At 71.6% G+C, this 17,611-nt stretch carries 16 protein-coding genes; 14 read left to right on the forward strand and 2 right to left on the reverse strand.

Annotation, left to right across the window (positions count from 1 at the left end):
* Positions 1-160: 160 nt before the first annotated feature.
* Positions 161-1,615, reverse strand: a complete 1,455-nt coding sequence (locus tag ACFYRY_RS25515) for a S1 family peptidase (protein WP_389149924.1) — start codon at positions 1,613-1,615, stop codon at positions 161-163.
* Between the two features lie 190 nt (positions 1,616-1,805).
* On the opposite strand from ACFYRY_RS25515, the gene ACFYRY_RS25520 reads away from it, so the two are divergent.
* From ACFYRY_RS25520 to ACFYRY_RS25570, 11 genes are all read left to right on the forward strand, one after another.
* A complete protein-coding gene (locus ACFYRY_RS25520) occupies positions 1,806-2,180 on the forward strand; it encodes a thioesterase (RefSeq protein WP_389149927.1) in 375 nt (124 codons plus the stop codon).
* A gap of 595 nt (positions 2,181-2,775) precedes the next feature.
* A complete protein-coding gene (locus ACFYRY_RS25525; protein ID WP_389149930.1) occupies positions 2,776-2,991 on the forward strand; it encodes a type A2 lantipeptide in 216 nt (71 codons plus the stop codon).
* 121 nt (positions 2,992-3,112) lie between these two features.
* Entirely contained in the window at positions 3,113-3,919 is an 807-nt protein-coding gene (locus ACFYRY_RS25530; RefSeq protein ID WP_389149933.1) for an HlyD family efflux transporter periplasmic adaptor subunit, read from the forward strand.
* A complete protein-coding gene (locus ACFYRY_RS25535; RefSeq protein WP_389149936.1) occupies positions 3,916-6,138 on the forward strand; it encodes an NHLP family bacteriocin export ABC transporter peptidase/permease/ATPase subunit in 2,223 nt (740 codons plus the stop codon). Before ACFYRY_RS25530 ends, ACFYRY_RS25535 begins: the two co-directional genes overlap by 4 nt.
* A 1-nt stretch (position 6,139) precedes the next feature.
* Positions 6,140-8,956, forward strand: coding sequence for an NHLP bacteriocin export ABC transporter permease/ATPase subunit (locus ACFYRY_RS25540; RefSeq protein WP_389149939.1), 2,817 nt, complete (start codon positions 6,140-6,142; stop codon positions 8,954-8,956).
* Positions 8,957-9,115: 159 nt separating this feature from the next.
* Positions 9,116-10,615 (forward strand): MFS transporter, encoded by a 1,500-nt coding sequence (locus ACFYRY_RS25545; protein ID WP_389149942.1) that lies wholly within the window; start codon positions 9,116-9,118, stop codon positions 10,613-10,615.
* A gap of 201 nt (positions 10,616-10,816) precedes the next feature.
* Positions 10,817-11,821: a Ppx/GppA family phosphatase gene (locus ACFYRY_RS25550; protein ID WP_389149945.1), complete on the forward strand. Its 1,005-nt coding sequence runs from the start codon at positions 10,817-10,819 to the stop codon at positions 11,819-11,821.
* 77 nt (positions 11,822-11,898) lie between these two features.
* Entirely contained in the window at positions 11,899-12,084 is a 186-nt protein-coding gene (locus tag ACFYRY_RS25555; RefSeq protein ID WP_389149947.1) for a hypothetical protein, read from the forward strand.
* Positions 12,085-12,199: 115 nt separating this feature from the next.
* Positions 12,200-13,213, forward strand: a complete 1,014-nt coding sequence (locus tag ACFYRY_RS25560) for an iron-containing redox enzyme family protein (RefSeq protein WP_389149950.1) — start codon at positions 12,200-12,202, stop codon at positions 13,211-13,213.
* 20 nt (positions 13,214-13,233) lie between these two features.
* A complete protein-coding gene (locus ACFYRY_RS25565) occupies positions 13,234-13,914 on the forward strand; it encodes a HemK2/MTQ2 family protein methyltransferase (protein ID WP_389149952.1) in 681 nt (226 codons plus the stop codon).
* Entirely contained in the window at positions 13,895-14,092 is a 198-nt protein-coding gene (locus ACFYRY_RS25570; protein WP_389149955.1) for a CDGSH iron-sulfur domain-containing protein, read from the forward strand. Before ACFYRY_RS25565 ends, ACFYRY_RS25570 begins: the two co-directional genes overlap by 20 nt.
* Positions 14,093-14,248: 156 nt before the next feature.
* On the opposite strand, the gene ACFYRY_RS25575 is transcribed toward ACFYRY_RS25570, so the two are convergent.
* Positions 14,249-14,683, reverse strand: a complete 435-nt coding sequence (locus ACFYRY_RS25575) for a protease inhibitor (RefSeq protein WP_389149958.1) — start codon at positions 14,681-14,683, stop codon at positions 14,249-14,251.
* A 325-nt stretch (positions 14,684-15,008) separates the two neighbouring features.
* Between ACFYRY_RS25575 and ACFYRY_RS25580 the strand changes: the two genes are divergently transcribed.
* The 3 genes from ACFYRY_RS25580 to ACFYRY_RS25590 all read left to right on the forward strand — a co-directional run bounded on the left by ACFYRY_RS25580 (position 15,009) and on the right by ACFYRY_RS25590 (position 17,611).
* Positions 15,009-15,560 carry a hypothetical protein gene (locus ACFYRY_RS25580; RefSeq protein ID WP_389149961.1) on the forward strand — a complete coding sequence of 184 codons (552 nt, stop codon included), beginning with the start codon at positions 15,009-15,011 and terminating at the stop codon, positions 15,558-15,560.
* A gap of 90 nt (positions 15,561-15,650) precedes the next feature.
* A complete protein-coding gene (locus ACFYRY_RS25585; protein ID WP_389149964.1) occupies positions 15,651-16,340 on the forward strand; it encodes an alpha/beta fold hydrolase in 690 nt (229 codons plus the stop codon).
* Between the two features lie 101 nt (positions 16,341-16,441).
* Entirely contained in the window at positions 16,442-17,611 is a 1,170-nt protein-coding gene (locus ACFYRY_RS25590; protein ID WP_389149967.1) for a lactate 2-monooxygenase, read from the forward strand.

The raw sequence follows: 17,611 nt of genomic DNA on the forward strand, positions 1-17,611 counted from the left end.
GCCGAAGGGCCGGACCGGTCCCCACCGGCCGGAACCCGCGGTTGGGGCCGGGGTGGGTTCGCACGGTCGAGAGCGGCTCAGTGGGGGCGAACCGCTGTCGACTCGGCCGGCGGGGCCGAGGCGGCCGGACTGGGGGGCCGGACCGCCGTCGGCTGCGGGATCAGCGGGACTCGGTCAGACCCGAGCCGCCCTCGACACCGTTGTTCTGGCCCGTTCCGCTCTGGTCACCGGCTCCGGCCTCCTGGCCGGCACCGGCTCCCTCGCCGCCTGCTTCCTGACCGGCTCCGGCCTCCTGGCCAGCTCCGGCCTCCTGACCGGCACCGGCCTCCTGACCGGCACCGGCCTCCTGACCGGCACCGGCCTCCTGACCGGCTCCGGCTTCCTCGCCGCCGGCCTGGTCACCGGCACCGGCCTCGCCACCGCCGGCCGCGTCACCGGCACCGCCGGCCTGGTCACCCGCGCCACCGGCCTGGTCGCCGGCGCCGCCTGCCGCGCCGCCCGCGCCGAGCGTCGCGCCGACCGCCTGCAGCGCGGTGGTGACCGGCTGGAAGAAGGTCTCGCCGCCGGCCGTGCAGTCGCCGCTGCCGCCGGACGTCAGGCCGATGGCCTGGCCCTCCTGGGTGAACAGCGAGCCGCCGCTGTCGCCGGGCTCGGCGCAGACGTCGGTCTGGATGAGCCCGGTGACGGTGCCCTCCGGGTAGTTCACGGTGGCGTCGAGTCCGAGGACCTGGCCGTCGTTGAGCCCGGTGGTGCTGCCCATCCGGGACACCGCCTGGCCGACCGCGGCCTCCGCGGCCTCCGAGATCTGGACGGTCTGTCCGCCACCGACGTTGACCTCGCTGGCGGCCTGGGTCGCCGGGTCGTCGTACTTCACGAGCGCGAAGTCACCGTCGCCGGGGAAGGTCGCCTGGTCGACGGTGGCGATCGGCTGGCCGGTCTCGGAGTCCGACCACTGCTCGGCAGCGACCCCGCAGTGACCGGCCGTCAGGAACGCGGGGCTGCCGTCGCCCGCGGTGACGTTGAAGCCGAGGGAGCAGCGCGCGCCGCCTCCGAAGATGGCGTCACCGCCGGAGACGAACGTCTTGAGGGTGCCGGCCGACTTCTTGATGGTGGCCATGTTGGTACCGAGACCGTCAACGGTCGATTCCAGTCTGTCCCACTTGGCACCGGTCACGGTGCTGTCGGCGGTCACCAGAAGCTTGTTCGTCTTCGGGTCGACGGCCCAGGAGGTGCCCGGGATGGTCGCCTTGGCCTTCAGGGTCTGCGCGCCGGACTCGAGTTCGGTGAGGCTGTTCTCGACCTCACGGACCTTGGCGCCGGCCTTCTTCGCCTGGACGATCACGTTGTTGTCGCCCGATACGACGTTGACGACGAGCTGCTTGCTGTCGGATTCGTAGTAGGAACCGGCGAAGGCGTCACCGAGCAGACCTGCGAGCTGTGAGGCGAGGTCCGAGGCATCCGCCGCCTTCAGAGTCTTCGGCGCGGCGGCGGCGTCGTTCGAAGCACCGTCCTGGGACGCGTTGGCGTTGGGGAGCAGAATCGCGGCTGCTCCGAGCGCCACTATGCCGCCCGCCGCGATAGCGGCCTTGCGCTTCGGAATTCGCTTGTGACTCAAACTTCTCGACCTCCTGAGGGACCGGAGTCCGGTGCCTGGTGCGGCAGTTGATGGGGCGCCTGGATGGCTGGAGGTACGCATGGGGTGCGCGGGGCGTTCAATTCCGTTTTCAATCTCCTGGCGCACGACATCGAATCGGCCATGGCCGACCACCACCGGTCAGGCACGGGAGACAGCCGCCCATATCCCGATGACAACGGCCGAGACCGACAAGATCCTCGGCGTCGACTTCGCCCTTTGCGTTCCCGAATCGAGCACACACATCGAGGAGTTCGCCGATGACCGCGCGGCGGCGCGTCCTCCCAGGTCGGACCGGATGCCCCGGGAGGTCTGCGCGGCGCTCGGGCGGTTCCCGGCGGCCACCGTCGGCGCCGCGACCGTGATCGCCGTGACGGCGGCCCGGGGCGTCGTCGGACCCATACCGACGGGGCGGCGATCGGCATCCTGTCGGCGTTCGACGGCCGGTGCGGATGTCTTGATCGAAGCGGTCGTCATCGAGCCGGGCCGTAGGAACGTCCTCCGCATCGCGGCACCGGCGAGCTCGCTCCGCGAATGTCCGAGCTGACAGGGCCGTCCGGCTGACACGTCGTCCGGGCCGACACGGCCGTCGTCCGGGCCGATACGGCCGTCCCGGCTGACACCTCGTCCGGACTGACACGGCCCACCCGGCTGACACCTCGACGGGGCCGGCACGACCGTCCGAACTGACACGGTCGGCGACACGTCGGCGACGCTGGGTCGCGATTGTGGTGCTGAATCCTCCCTCCAGGGAATCTCCACACCGACCACCCGAGGTGATCACCTCGCGGGGTGGTTCCGCACATGCCCGGGACACGGGCCGTCCCATGGGCGCGGAGTGTCGGATTCGCCCCCGGGGCCGCAAGCGCTCGTATGAATGAAAGCCGCCCACGGTGTGAAGAAGTCGCCACCAACACGTGCGCACACCTGCACCGAACGGTGCTTGTGAGTCACAAATGCGCTGGTGGGGCGGGTGGTTGATTGGAAGCGCGGACCCGTCGCGTGCTTTGATCCATCGCACCGCAGGGACCGCCAAGGGCGTTCGGCAACGAGTGCCCGGCACCTGCGGTACGGCGGTCCGTCTGTCCCCCAGAGGGGGCCGCTCCCCCCTTGTGAATATCCATATGAAGGGAAGTTCCACCATGAACTCCACCCCCCAGGTTGCGACCGTCGAGATCTCCGACGCCGAGCTCGACAACGTCTCCGGCGGCCTCGCCGTGAACGCCCTCGGCACCGTCACCGGCCTGGTCGACGGCGTTGCCCCGGTTTCCGGCCTGGTCAACACCGCTGTCGGCACGGTTGAGGGCGCCACCGGCCTGAACACCGCCCCGGTCACCAACCTGGTCGCCGGTATCTGATCGCACCTTTTGTGATCTTCGAGTCCCGGAGCCGCTCTGCGGTTCCGGGATTCTCGGGTGCTGTGACCCAGCCGGCTCACGCGAGCCGGTCCTCTCTCTTTCGCAGGTGAGGGAAAGTTCCGTGCAGTTCCGCCAACAGGCCCTCGCCAAGCTCCAGTCGCCCGAAGAGCTGGATCTCCCGGTGCGCTTCGCGCGCCCTCAGGGCTGGCTCGTGCTGGCCGTGACGGTGGTCGTGATGGCGGCCGCGTGTGTGTGGGCGGTCACCGGCTCGGTGGCCTCGACGGTGAGCGCGCCCGCGATCCTCACGCACGGGCAGGGCAGTTACATCCTGCAGAGCCCGGTGGCCGGCCAGGTGACCGAGGTCGTCGCCGAGCAGGGCCAACGGCTGCCTGCCGACGCGCCCGTACTGAAGGTCCGTACGGCCGACGGCGTGACCGTGGTCCGCACGGTCGCCGCGGGCCGGATCACCGGGCTCGCCGCGACCATCGGGCAGATCATCCAGACCGGCGCGAACGTCGCCTCCGTGGAGAAGATCGCCCGCACCTCCGACCCCCTCTACGCGACGGTGTACGTGCCCGCCGAGAACGCGGCCTCCATCCCGGCGGACGCCGCCGTGGACCTGACCGTCCAGTCGGTGCCGACGCAGGAGTACGGCGTGCTGCACGGCCGGGTGAAGACCGTGGACCGTTCCGCCCAGTCGGCGCAGCAGATCTCCGCGTTCCTCGGCGACAGCCAGCTCGGCGAGCAGTTCACCAAGGACGGCAGGCCGGTGGCCGTGCTGGTGAAGCTGGACAAGTCGTCCGGCACGAAGAGCGGTTACGAGTGGTCGTCCGCGGACGGGCCGCCGTTCGCCCTCACCTCCATGACGTCGGCCACGGGTTCGATCCGGCTGGCCGACCAGCATCCCGTCGATTGGCTGCTGCCGTGACCACCGCGCAGGACACCCGCGGCAGGCGCCGCGCCGCGCCGCCCAAGCGCCCCGTCCCCAAGGGGAAGGCGAAGACCGTCCGCACGCCCACCGTGCTCCAGATGGAGGCGGTCGAGTGCGGCGCCGCCTCCCTCGCGATGGTGCTGGGCCACTACGGCAAGCACGTCCCGCTGGAGGAACTGCGCATCGCGTGCGGTGTGTCCCGGGACGGCTCGCGGGCCAGCAACCTGCTGAAGGCGGCCCGCAGTTACGGCCTGACCGCCAAGGGCATGCAGATGGACACGGCCGCCCTCGCCGGCGTACGGACGCCGGCCGTGCTGTTCTGGGAGTTCAACCACTACGTCGTCTACGACGGCATGGGCCGCCGTTTCGGCCGCCGGGGCGTGTACATCAACGACCCCGGCAAGGGCCGCCGCTTCGTGCCCATGGAGGACTTCGACGGCAGCTTCACCGGTGTCGTGCTGGTGATGGAGCCCGGCGAGGACTTCACCAGGGGCGGACGCAAGCCCGGTGTGCTGGGCGCGATGCCGGCCCGGTTGCGCGGCACCGCGGGCACCATGCCGGCGGCGGTGCTGGCGAGCCTGCTGCTGGTGCTGGTCGGCGCGGCGGTGCCCGCGCTCAGCCGCACCTACATCGACATGTTCCTGATCGGCGGTCAGACCTCCCTGCTCGGCGTGCTGTTCGCGTCGATGGGGGCGTCCGTGCTGCTCACCCTCGTGCTGACTTGGTTGCAGCAGGCGAACCTGCTGCACGGCCGCATCATCTCCTCCACCCTCTCCAGCGCCCGCTTCCTGCGCCATCTGCTGCGGCTGCCGGTGACCTTCTTCTCCCAGCGCAGCCCCGCCGACCTGGTGCAGCGCCTGCAGTCGAACGACCAGGTGGCCGAGACCCTGGCCCGCGACCTCGCGGCGGCGGGCGTCGACGCGGTGGTCGTCGTCCTGTACGCGGTGCTCCTCTACACCTACGACCCGCAACTGACCTACGTCGGAGTCGGCGTGGCCCTGCTGAACGTGGTGGCCATGCGGGTCGTCGTCAAACTGCGCGCCACCCGTACGGCGAAACTGCGTGCCGACAGCGCGCGGCTCACCAACACCGCCTACACCGGGCTGCAGTTGATCGAGACGATGAAGGCGACCGGCGGTGAGGACGGCTACTTCCGCAAGTGGGCGGGGCAGCACGCCACCACGCTGGAGGAGCAGCAGCGGCTCGGCGTGCCGAGCGCCTGGCTGGGCGTGGTCGCGCCGACGCTGGCGTCGCTGAACAGCGCGCTGATCCTGTGGATCGGCGGGATGCGGGCGGTGGAGGGCGGCATCTCCGTCGGTCTGCTGGTCGCGTTCCAGGCGCTGGTCACCCGCTTCACCGCCCCGATCACCCGTCTTAACGGTGTCGCGGGCCGCATCCAGGACTTCGCCGCCGACGTGGCCCGGCTGAAGGACGTGGAGAACTTCCAGGCCGATCCGCTCTACGGCCGTCCCGGCGGCGGCGAGTCGACGCGCCGTCTGCAGGGCCATGTGGAGCTGGAGAACATCACCTTCGGCTACAACCCGCTGGACAAGCCCCTGCTGTCCGGCTTCGACCTGACCGTGGGTCCGGGCCGGCAGGTCGCGCTGGTCGGCGGTTCGGGCAGCGGCAAGTCGACGGTGTCCCGGCTGATCTCGGGCCTGTACACCCCCTGGGAGGGCGTGATCCGCATCGACGGGCAGCGTCTGGACGACATTCCGCGCGGGGCGCTCGCGGCGTCCGTCTCCTTCGTCGACCAGGACGTGTTCCTCTTCGAGGGCTCGGTCCGCGACAACGTGGCGCTGTGGGACCCGTCGATCCCGGACGACGCGGTGGAGGACGCGCTGCGGGACGCCGCCCTGTACGACGTCGTGGTGCGGCGACCGGGCGGCATCCACAGCAAGGTCGAGCAGGACGGGCGCAACTTCTCCGGCGGTCAGCGGCAACGCCTGGAGATCGCGCGGGCGTTGGTGCGCCGGCCCAGCATCCTGGTGCTCGACGAGGTGACCAGCGCACTGGACGCGGAGACCGAGCTGGTCGTGATGGACAACCTGCGCAAGCGCGGCTGTGCCTGTGTGGTGATCGCGCACCGGCTCAGCACGGTGCGCGACAGCGACGAGATCGTCGTACTGCAGCACGGCACGATCGTGGAACGCGGGCGGCACGAGGAGCTGGTGGCGCGCGGTGGCGCGTACGCCGAGCTGGTCAGGGAGCGGTGAGATGACGACCGCACACGAGCCGGACCTCGTTCTGGGCGCGCTCGGTTCCATGGGCGCGCCCCTCGACTGCACCGGCTTGAGCCGCCTCGATCTGGAGGGGCCGCAGGTGCTGTGGCTGGTCGCGGCCGGCGCCGTCGACCTGTTCGCGGTGGACGCCGACGAGCAGGGCCACTGGCACCACCTGGGCCGCCTGGAGGCGGGCTCACTGCTGCTGGGCCCGGTGCCCGGGCCCGAGCACACCCTGGTGGCGCGGCCGCTCAGGGACTGCGTGGTGCGCCGGATCGGTCTGCGTGAGCTGTACCAGCCCGCGAACACCGAGACCTGGTCCTACGACGAGTACGGCAACCCGCAGTACGTGCCGCCGACGACGAGCCCGCTGGAGTACGCCCTCGCCCTGGGCGTCGGCCGCAGCCTGTCGATCCTCTTCCAGGCGCCGATGGCCACCGAACGGGCCGCCGCGCTCACGGACGACGACGTGTTCTGGATGCAGGTCCCGCCGGGCAGTGTGCAGTACGGCTCGCTGTACGGCGCCGAGGCGGCCGCCGACCTGCTGATGGACCCTGCGGTGTGGCAGAGCATGGTCGACCAGCAGTACCGGCTGCTGACCACGCTGGACCGCTGGATCGAGCAGCTGGAGCACACCCACGAGACCCGCACGGCGGCCGGGATCAAGGCCGGCGAGGCGGTCCGCGCGCAGGCCGACCGGACGCTGCTGGCGTCGATCGGCAAGCGGTCCGACCGACGCACCACGGCCGCTGACGCGGACGCCAGTCACGCCGCGTGCAAGCTGGTCGCCGAGGCGGCCGGGATCACGCTCGCCGAGCCGGCGCAGTCCGGCACCGAGAGCGACCGTCTCGACCCGGTCGAACGCATCGCGATCGCGTCCCGCGTGCGCACCAGGGCCGTCCGGCTGGACGGGCGGTGGTGGCACGACAACGTCGGCCCGCTGGTGGGCCACCGGGCCCTGTCCGGCGCGCCGGTCGCGCTGCTGTGGCGGCGCGGCGGGTACGTGGCCGTCCATCCGGCGACCGGCCGGGAGACGCCGATCGAGAAGGCGAACGCGGAGGAGTTCGAGCCGCGTGCGGTGATGTTCTACCGTCCGCTGCCCGACCGTCCGCTGACGCCGCTCGGGCTGCTGCGCTTCAGCATGCGCGGCACCGGCGGCGACCTGCGGAACCTCCTGATCAGCGGTCTGGTGACGGTCGCGATCGGCGCGCTGGTGCCGATCGCGACCGGCAAGGTGCTCGGCGAGTTCGTACCGAAGGCGCAGACCGCGCTGATCGTGCAGGTCTGCCTCGCCGTGATGGTCAGCAGTGTGGTGGCGGCGGCCTTCATGCTGCTGGAGAACCTGACGATCCTCCGCCTGGAGGGCCGGATCGAGTCCACGCTGCAACCGGCGGTGTGGGACCGGCTGCTGAGGCTGCCGACCAAGTTCTTCACCCAGCGCTCCACGGGCGAACTGGCGAGCGCCGCCATGGGCATCAGCGCGATGCGCAGGATGATGGCGGGCATCGGTCCGGTGCTCGCCCAGTCGGTGACCGTGGGCGCGATGAACCTGGGGCTGCTGTTCTGGTACAGCGCCTCGATGGCGTTCGCGGCGATCGGCATGCTCGTCGTCATCGCCGCGCTGTTCCTGGGCCTCGGCCTGTGGCAGGTGCGGTGGCAGCGGCGGCTGGTGGTGCTCGGCAACAAGCTGAACAACCAGGCCTTCCAGACCCTGCGCGGCCTGCCGAAGCTCAGGGTGGCGGCCGCCGAGAACTACGCCTACGCGGCCTGGGCGTCGGAGTTCGCGCGCAGCCGGGAACTCCAGCAGAAGGTGGGGCGCATCAAGAACCTCACCACGGTGATGGGCGCGGTGTACCTGCCGCTGTGCACCCTGCTGATGTTCATGCTGCTGGCGGGCCCGGCGCGCGGGGCGATGTCGGCGTCCGCGTTCCTCACCTTCAACACGTCGGTGACGATGCTGCTGACGGCCGTGACCCAGCTGACCGGCTCCTTCGTCTCGGCGGTGGCCGCGCTGCCGCTGTTCGAGGAGATCAAGCCGGTCCTGGAGGCCACGCCCGAGGTGCGTACGGCGAGCACCCGGCCCGGCACGCTCTCAGGGGGTATCGAGGCCCGCCGGCTGTCGTTCCGTTACTCGGACGACGGTCCGCTGGTCCTGGACGACGTCTCGTTCGACATCAGGCCCGGTGAGTTCGTGGCGGTCGTCGGCCCGAGCGGCTGCGGCAAGTCGACCCTGCTCAGGTTGCTGATCGGCTTCGACCCGCCGGTCTCCGGCAGTGTGCTCTACGACGGTCAGGACCTGGCGGCGCTCGACCAGTCCGCCGTACGCCGGCAGTGCGGGGTGGTGCTCCAGCACGCGCAGCCGTTCACCGGCTCGATCCTGGACGTGATCTGCGGCACCGAGCCGTACACGCCGGAGGAGGCGATGGCGGCGGCCGAGATGGCGGGGCTCGCCGAGGACATCAAGCGGATGCCGATGGGTCTGCACACGATCGTCTCGGGCAGCGGCGCGGTCTCCGGCGGCCAGCGGCAGCGCCTCATGATCGCGCAGGCGCTGATCCGCCGTCCGCGCATCCTCTTCTTCGACGAGGCGACCAGCGCCCTCGACAACGAGACCCAGCGCACGGTCATCGAGAGCACCAAGGCCCTGCACGCCACCCGCGTGGTCATCGCGCACCGCCTGTCGACCGTCATGGACGCCGACCGCGTGATCGTGATGGAGGACGGCAAGGTCGCCCAGCAGGGCCCGCCCGCCCAGCTCCTCGCGGACACCGGCGGTCGGCTGCACGAGCTGGTGCGGCGCCAGATGGCCTGACGCCTCAGGCGTCAGGACCGGAGCGGGCGCGGCCGAGCTCCCCCCTTCCAACGAAACGTTGCCGTTTCGCTGGAAGTGCTCTAGTCTCCAAGCGTACGAAACGGTTTCGTTTACGTGCCCTTTCATCGCGAACGACTTCCCTGGAGTGTGGGTTCCCCGATGTCACAGAAAACGCTGACCGAGAGAAGCACGGAGGGCGCCGCGGCGCCGGACGGCGCCTCGTCGAAGAAGTGGTGGATCCTCGCGGTCATCGCGCTGGCCCAGCTGATGGTGGTCCTGGACGCCACCATCGTGAACATCGCGCTGCCCTCCGCGCAGGCCGACCTCGGGTTCTCCGACGGCAACCGGCAGTGGATCGTCACCGCGTACGCGCTGGCGTTCGCTTCACTGCTGCTGCTCGGCGGGCGCATAGCCGACCTGTTCGGCCGCAAGCCGGCCTTCCTCATCGGCATCGTCGGCTTCGCGGCGGTCTCCGCGCTCGGCGGCGCCGCGACCAACTTCGAGATGCTGGTCACGGCTCGCGCCCTGCAGGGTGCCTTCGGCGCGCTTCTCGCGCCCGCCGCGCTCTCCCTGCTGAACACCACGTTCACCGACGCCCGCGAGCGCGCCAAGGCGTTCAGCGTGTACGGCGCCATCGCCGGCGCGGGCGGCGCGGTGGGCCTGCTGCTCGGCGGCGTCCTGACCGACGCCTTCGACTGGCGCTGGACGCTGTACGTCAACGTCGTCATCGCCGTCGTCGCCTTCGCGGGCGGCTGGGTCCTGCTGTCCAACAAGCGCGCCGACTCGAACGCCAAGCTGGACGTGCCGGGCACCGTTCTGGTCGCCGCCGGTCTGTTCTCCGTGGTCTACGGCTTCTCCAACGCGGAGACCCACGACTGGGGCTCCCCCGCCACCTGGGGCTTCCTGATCGCCGGCGGTGTGCTGCTGGCCGCGTTCACCTGGTGGCAGACCCGCGCCGCGCACCCGCTGCTGCCGCTGCGCATCCTGCTGGACCGCAACCGCGCCGCCTCGTTCCTGGCCGTGCTGATCTCCGGCGCGGGCATGTTCGGCGTGTTCCTCTTCCTCACCTACTACCTCCAGCTGAACCTGGGCTTCAGTCCCACCAAGACCGGTGTGGCGTTCCTGCCGATGGTGGCCGCGCTGATGGTGACGGCACAGGTCGGCACCACGATGCTGGTACCGCGGATCGGGCCGAAGGCGGTCATCCCGCTGGGCTTCGCGATCGCCGGCGTCGGCATGGCCTGGCTGACCGGGATCGGCGTCGGCTCGTCCTACACGAGCACGGTGCTGCCGCAGCTCATCGTGACCGGCATCGGTCTCGGCCTGGTGATGCCGCCGGCCATGCAGTTGGCCACCGGCGGAGTGCGGGCCGAGGACGCGGGCGTCGCCTCCGCCACGGTCAACGCCATGCAGCAGGTGGGCGGTTCGATCGGCACGGCGCTGCTGAACACGCTGGCCGCGAGCGCCGCCGCCGACTACCTGGCCGGGAAGAACCCGGCCGACAAGCTGGTGCGGGCCCAGGCCACGATCGAGAGCTACACCACCGCCTTCTGGTGGTCGGCGGGCTTCTTCGCCGCCGGTGCGCTCATCGCGGGCCTGCTCTACCGACGCGGGGTGCAGGAGCAGGACGCGGACGCCGCGCCCGTCGTCCACATGTGACCCATGGGGTCTGAGCCGCCAGGTCCGAGGGGCCGCCGTCCGCAGGGAGACGGCGGCCCCTCCGCACGCTCCCGTCCCGTTGGGGCGCCCGCACCGGCCTGGCGACCCCAACCAGGCGGCGGGGCGAGGCAGTTGGCCGGTACCCGACCCCTTGGGCAGTCCTCGACGTTGGGCGAGAGGCCAACTGGGTACCCACGGGCTATGCGAATCAGCGTGGTGGACGTGGGCTCGAACACCGTCAGACTTGCGGTCGCGGACGCGGAGGACGGGGTTCCGTTGCCGGTTCACACCGCCAAGTGGCGTCTGCGGCTGTCCGACCAGGTGCAGCCGGGGGGTTCGATTCCGGACGAAGCCGTCGAGCGGCTGGTGGACGCCGTGGCCGAGGCGAGCCGGACCGCGACCCGGTGGGGTGCGGCGAACCCGCTCGCCTTCGCGACCGCGGTGGTACGCAACGCACCGAACCGCCAGGAGGTGCTGCGGGCCGTCCGGGCGCGGACCGGGGTCGAACTGTGCACCCTGCCGGGCGAGGTGGAGGCGGAGCTCACCTTCCTCGGCGCACGCCGCTGGATGGGCTGGCGGTCCGGGCCGCTCGCCCTGCTGGACATCGGCGGCGGCTCGCTGGAAGTGGCCTTCGGCCGCGGCCGGGTACCGGACTTCGTGGCCTCGCTGCCGCTCGGCGCGGGCCGCCTCACCCACGAGTTCTTCGACGGCCAGGACCCGCCGACGCCGGAGCAGGTCCGGGCGCTGCGCCGCAAGGTCCGCCACCAACTGCGGGACGCGGCGGCCCGGATCCGCTGGGAGGGACCGCACACCGCGGTGGCCACCTCGCGCACCTTCCAGCAACTGGGCCGCCTGTGCGGGGCTCCCCCCGGACGGCACGGCCCGTTCATGGAACGCCGGTTGCACCGCGACGACCTACGGGACGCGGCCGTCCGCCTGGCCACCCTGTCCACCGCCGACCGCGCCCTGCTGCCCGGTATCTCCGCGCCGCGCGCCGCGCAGAGCCTGGCCGGCGCGGTGGTCGGACACACCGCGATGAAGCTGACCGGGATCAAGACCGTCACGCTCTGCCCGTGGGCGATCCGGGAGGGAGTGCTGCTGCGGCACATCGAGGACGGGCCGTCCTGGTGGGCGGAGATCACCCGCCGCAACGAGGCGGCGCCGCCGGACCCGGTACCCCTGCGCATCGCGACCGCCACCAGCTGAACCGGGAAGGCCCGCGAGAGACGGGCCGGACGGGGAAGCCGTAGCAGCACAGCCACCACGGAAGAAGGGAGCCGACCATGGCCGACACCGGGAAGAACGACCGGAACGAGCCGCCCGAGACCGCTCTCGAAGAGGTCCTGCGGGAGATCGAGGACGCCGAGACCCGTACCGGGGAATCCGACGAGCGGCGCTCGCGCCGGGGCGAGGCCGGTGAGGCCATCACCCCGAACACCCGAGCCCAGGAGGAGTCCGAGGGCGAGTGACCTGCCCGGACGGCGCGCCCGCGGGACCTCTCGCAGGAGCCGCGCCGTCCGGGCACGTCCCGTGGGCGGGTCCGCTCGGACGGGTGGCCCGGCACCGGCGGGGTACCCGGCCCGCATGCCACACGAGAGCCAGGAGCCCCTTCTGCCGGCCCCACGAGGGCCGGTCTCGGCAGCCGTCGTGGAGTACCTGCGGGGCGCCGGACCGCTGCCGCGCCCCGAGGACGTCGCGGCCGCGCCCGTCTACGGCGACGACCTCCAGCTCGCCCTGTACCTCTGCTACGAGCTGCACTACCGCGGCTTCGCGGGCGTGGCCCCGGAGTGCGAGTGGGACCCGGACCTGCTGCGCACCCGCGCCGCGCTCGAACACCGTTTCCTCTCCGCGCTGCGGGCGGACACCCCCGTCCACGACAGCGTCCAGGACGCGCTCGCGGGAATCCTGGTCGAGCCCGTCGACGGCACGGGCGTCTCCCACCATCTGCGCGACCGGGGCGAGCTGTGGCAGGTGCGCGAGTACGCCGCCCAGCGCTCCCTGTACCACCTCAAGGAGGCGGACCCGCACGCCTGGGTGCTGCCGAGGCTGTGGGGCCGGGCGAAGGCGGGAATGGCGGCGGTGGAGTTCGACGAGTTCGGCGGGGGCCGCCCGGATCGCGTGCACGCCCGCCTGTACGCCGACCTCATGGCCGACCTGGGCCTGGACACGACATACGGCCGCTACCTGGACGCGGCCTCGGCCGAGCTGCTGGCCACGGTGAACCTGATGTCCTTGTTCGGGCTGCACCGCTCACTCCGGGGCGCCCTGGTGGGCCACTTCGCGGCGGTCGAGATCACCTCCTCCCCCGGCTCCCGCCGACTGGCCGAGGCGATGCGGCGCACGGGGGCCGGAGCCGCCGCCGAGTTCTTCTACGACGAGCACGTCGAGGCCGACGCGGTCCACGAGCAGGTCGTACGCCATGAGGTCATCGGTGGTCTGCTCGAACAGGAGCCGCACCTCGCGCCGGACGTCGCCTTCGGCATCGACGCCACCGGACATGTCGAGGACCGTTTCGCCGCGCGTCTGCTCGCCGACTGGACCGCGGGCCGCTCGTCGTTGCGCACGCCCCTGGAATCCGAAATGTCAGGAATCCCCTGAATGTCCCGGGGTACTCGGAGGTGGTGAATCCACTGGTGTTTCCCCTGGTCCTCCCGCTGGTCCTCCCAGGCGTGTACTGCCCTCAGGAGGACACCGCCCTGCTGACCGGGGCCCTGTCCGAAGAGCCGCTCCCGCCGGGAGCGGACGTGCTCGACGTGGGGACCGGGAGCGGGGCCCTGGCCATCGAGGCCGCCCGCCGCGGCGCCCGGGTGACCGCGGTGGACGTGTCGCGGCGTGCGGTGTACACCGCACGCCTGAACGCCCGGGTGGCGGGCGTGCCCATCCGCGTCCGGCGCGGCAACCTCTTCGCCCCGGTGCGGGGCCGGTCCTTCGACCTCATCCTCACCAACCCGCCGTACGTGCCCTCCCCCACGGGTCTGAGGCCGCCCCGCGGCCGGGCCCGGGCGTGGGACGCCGGGCATGACGGGCGGGTCGTCCTGGACCGGATCTGCCAGGAGGCGCCCACGCTGCTCAGGCCCCGCGGGGTCCTGCTGATGGTGCACTCAGGGCTCAGCGACCCGGCCCGGACGCTCGATCACCTGCGCACCGCCGGACTGAAGGCCTCCGTGATCCGACGCAGCCGGATCTCGTTCGGTCCGGTGCTGCGGGGGCGGGAGAAATGGCTGCGGGGGCGCGGGCTGCTGTCCCCCGCCGACGAGCAGGAAGAGCTGGTGGTCGTCCGTGCCGAACTCCCCGTCTGACCCGCCCCGCAGGATCTCGATGCGGCGCCGGGGGCCCCTGCTGGTGGAGGGCCCGGTGGAAGTGGAACTGGAGGATGGCACCACGGTGTCCTCCGACCGTTTCCGGGTGGCCCTGTGCACCTGTCGCCGCAGCCGCCGCTACCCCTGGTGCGACACCAGCCACCGCGACCGGGCCTGAATCCCGGCCCGGACATCCGGATACGGGGGTCGGCGGACGGCCCCACTCCGTCCGCCGACCCCGGTTGCGGGACCGCGTGTCCTCGCGCCGGGGGCCGGCACTCCCCTTACTGCGGGCCCCCCGGGAGGGTCACCAGGACCGCGCGGTCCCGGTCTCTCAGAACATGAAGACGCTGCTGCCGTAGGCGCTCTTCACGCACTCGTTGGCGAAGGTCCGCTCGTAGGAGACCCGCTGCCCCCGCCAGACACCGTCGACGGTGACGACCACGGGGTCGTACTGCTTGGTGCACTGGACGCCGCTCCTGGCCGTCAGGGCGTCGAAGTCCCCGTCGACGGAGCGGAGTTCGGCGCACGCCGACGCCGCGGCCGGGTGGGTCCCGGAGGCCGTCGGCGCACAGGTCAGGGTGACCGCACGGGCCGGAGTGGCGAGGCTCGCACTGTCGCCGTGCCCCACGGTGAGCACCAGGGCCGTGGGGGCGTAGAGCGAGGTCGGGGCGGTGGGCGGGGCGGCGAGCGCGGTCCCGGTGAGGGGGCCGCAGACGGCGGTGGCCGTCAGTCCGAGGGTCGCTGCCCAGCGCGCGGTGTTCCGCATTGTGTGCATCCTTCCGCTGATTCGAGGGTGTACCGCCGACCGGCTCGATCGGTGCCGGAGGCGGCGAGCGCGAGTCTGCCGAGTCCGTCGCCGAAACTCACATCGGACCCACAGGTTTCAGTAACCTTGCGTATTGAATCAGTGGCGCGAAGTCACGGAATTCGATCGCTTCGACCCCGGAACTGAGCGGTTCTTGATCGCCGGATCGGACCCGATGGCCGGATTCCCCCCGCTCGGCAATAGGCCTGAAACATTCCGCTTCAGCCCTGAGCGCATCCCTTGGCGACCCCTTGTGTTCATGTTCGGTTGGAGTAATGGTGATTACATGATTACTTCAGAGCAACGAGAGAAGCTGCGCGGCTGGTTCGCCGGCCGCCTCCCCGACGACCTGTTCGAGGAACTGGTCGAGGTGACGGTGGACCGCGAGGAGATCACGGTGATCGGCCGGATCCCCGAGCCCAGGCTGGCGGACGACGCCTCGGACGCCGAGCGGGAGGCCGCCGTACAGGGCCGGAGCCAGGAGTTCCGGGAGCGGACCCGGGACGCCCGGATCGCGGTGGCGCGGGACGCCGAGCACCGGTTCGGCCGGAAGGTCTCCTGGGGCGTGGTGTGCGGCACCGAACGCACCCTGTTCACCCATGTCGCGGCACCCGTGATGACCCGGCTGCGCCAGCCGGAGCGCCAGGTCCTGGACACCCTCATCGCGGGCGGTGTCGCCCGCAGCCGCAGCGACGCGCTCGCCTGGTGCGTGCGCCTCGTCCAGAGCCACACCGACGACTGGCTGGCCGAACTGCGGGAGTCCCTCGAACACGTCCAGCGGGTCCGCGCCCAGGGACCCGACGCCGAACCGGAGGACACACCGGCCGACGAGACATGAGGGAGGGGCCGCCCACCCACGGCCCCGGGCGATGCCGCCCACAGCCTCCCTGTCGGCCGCGCTGTCAGACCCCTCCGCTACGTTCTCGGCATGACCAACTTCGTTCTTGTGGCAGGCGCGTGGCTCGGCGCGTGGGCGTGGGAAGAGACGGCTGCCGGGCTGCGTGCGGCCGGGCATGACGTCCATCCGCTCACCCTGTCCGGACTCGCCGAGAAGCGCGGTGTGCCCGCCGGACAGCAGACCCATGTCCAGGACATCGTCAGTGAGGTGGAACGGCTCGACCTGCGGGATGTGGTGCTGGTCGGGCACAGCTACGCCGGGGTACCGGTCGGCCAGGCCGCCGGGCGGATCGCGGACCGGCTGACCCGGGTGGTGTTCGTCGACGCGAACGTCCCGGTGGACGGGGAGTCGTTCCTGTCCGGCTGGTCCAGCGAGCAGGTGCGGGAGGCGATCGAGGCCCACGGGTTCTGGCCCCCGCTCACCGCGCCCGACTTCGCGGGCCAGGGCCTGACGGACGAGCAGATCACCCGGATCGTCGACGGCTCCACCCCGCACCCCGGTGCCGCGGCCACCGAACCGGCCGTTCTCACCCGGCCTCTCGGCGAGCTGCCCGCCACGTACGTCAAGTGCCTGCTCGACGGCGACGAACCGCTGCCCGCCGCGGCCGAACTGCTCAAGAGCGAGCGCTGGGAGCGGGTCGACATGGACACCGGTCACTGGCCGATGTTCTCGCAGCCCGCCGAACTGGCCCGGGTCCTGGACCAAGCCGCCAGAGCCTGATCCCCCTCCGCAGGTCCACCCCCCGGTGGGCGGACCTGCGCTTACTCGCCAGTATCGTCAGGGAGCAGCGCGTTCTCAGCGACGAGAGGCGGGACGTCCCCATGGCCAAGCACTGGGCGGACTTCCAGTACGAGATCTATCTCAACGGGATGTCGGGCGCCGTCCCGCGCCTGCCCACCGATCTGACCCGGCTGGAGGAGCTGACCGAGCAGCGGCTCGGTCCGGGGCCCGTCGGGTATGTCGCGGGGAGCGCCGGTGACGGCAGCACCGCGCGCGCGAACCGGGCCGCCCTGGAGCGGCGCCGGATCGTGCCGCGCGTGCTGCGGGACGTACACGCACGTGATTTGTCCGTCGAGGTCCTCGGCCGGTCCCTGCCCGCCCCGCTGGCCCTCGCGCCGGTCGGAGTGCTGTCGATCATGCATCCGGAGGCCGAGCCGGCCGCCGCCCGGGCCGCCGCCGCGCAGGGCGTGCCCTACGTCCTGTCGTCGGCGTCGAGTACGCCGATGGAGCAGGTCGCGGAGGCGATGGGGGACGCCGAGCGCTGGTTCCAGCTGTACTGGCCGAAGGATCCCGAGGTGGCCCGCAGCTTCCTCGACCGGGCGAAGGCGGCCGGGTTCACCGTGCTGGTGGTCACGCTCGACACCCCGTTGCTGTCCTGGCGTCCACGCGACCTCGATCAGGCGTATCTGCCGTTCCTGCACGGCGTCGGCACCGCCAACTACTTCTCGGATCCCGCCTTCCTCGCGGGTCTGGCCAAGCCCGTGCACGAGGACATGAACGCCGCTGTTCTGCGTTTCGTCGGCATGTTCTCCGACCCGGCCAAGACCTGGCCGGACCTGGCGTTCCTCCGGGAGAACTGGGACGGGCCCATCGTCTTGAAGGGGATCCTGCATCCGGACGACGCCCGGCTCGCCGCCGACGCCGGGATGGACGGCGTGGTGGTGTCCAACCACGGGGGACGCCAGGTCGCGGGTTCAATCGCGGCGGCCGACGCGCTGCCTCGGGTCGCGGAGGCGGTCGGCGACCGGCTGACCGTCCTGTTCGACAGCGGTGTCCGCACCGGCGACGACCTCTTCAAGGCGCTGGCGCTCGGCGCCCGGGCGGTGCTGGTCGGACGGCCCTACGTCTACGGGCTCGGACTCGACGGGCAGGCGGGCGTGGAACACGTGATCCGCTGCCTGCTCGCCGAGTTCGACCTCACCCTCGCCCTGTCGGGTCACGCCGGCCCGGCCACCGTGGGCCCCGCCGACCTCGTGACGGAGCCCCGGTGA

The organism is Streptomyces sp. NPDC005263 (genome assembly GCF_042872365.1).
In the GTDB taxonomy this organism is placed as follows: Bacteria; Actinomycetota; Actinomycetes; order Streptomycetales; family Streptomycetaceae; genus Streptomyces.

Excerpts from the sequence above, each read along its gene's own strand:
- ACFYRY_RS25520 (WP_389149927.1), top strand. The coding sequence starts at position 1,806 with ATGACAACGGCCGAGACCGACAAGATCCTCGGCGTCGACTTCGCCCTT.
- ACFYRY_RS25525 (WP_389149930.1), top strand. The coding sequence starts at position 2,776 with ATGAACTCCACCCCCCAGGTTGCGACCGTCGAGATCTCCGACGCCGAG.
- ACFYRY_RS25540 (WP_389149939.1), top strand. The coding sequence starts at position 6,140 with ATGACGACCGCACACGAGCCGGACCTCGTTCTGGGCGCGCTCGGTTCC.
- ACFYRY_RS25545 (WP_389149942.1), top strand. The coding sequence starts at position 9,116 with ATGTCACAGAAAACGCTGACCGAGAGAAGCACGGAGGGCGCCGCGGCG.
- ACFYRY_RS25550 (WP_389149945.1), top strand. The coding sequence starts at position 10,817 with ATGCGAATCAGCGTGGTGGACGTGGGCTCGAACACCGTCAGACTTGCG.
- ACFYRY_RS25555 (WP_389149947.1), top strand. The coding sequence starts at position 11,899 with ATGGCCGACACCGGGAAGAACGACCGGAACGAGCCGCCCGAGACCGCT.
- ACFYRY_RS25560 (WP_389149950.1), top strand. The coding sequence starts at position 12,200 with ATGCCACACGAGAGCCAGGAGCCCCTTCTGCCGGCCCCACGAGGGCCG.
- ACFYRY_RS25575 (WP_389149958.1), bottom strand. The coding sequence starts at position 14,683 with ATGCGGAACACCGCGCGCTGGGCAGCGACCCTCGGACTGACGGCCACC.
- ACFYRY_RS25580 (WP_389149961.1), top strand. The coding sequence starts at position 15,009 with ATGATTACTTCAGAGCAACGAGAGAAGCTGCGCGGCTGGTTCGCCGGC.
- ACFYRY_RS25585 (WP_389149964.1), top strand. The coding sequence starts at position 15,651 with ATGACCAACTTCGTTCTTGTGGCAGGCGCGTGGCTCGGCGCGTGGGCG.
- ACFYRY_RS25590 (WP_389149967.1), top strand. The coding sequence starts at position 16,442 with ATGGCCAAGCACTGGGCGGACTTCCAGTACGAGATCTATCTCAACGGG.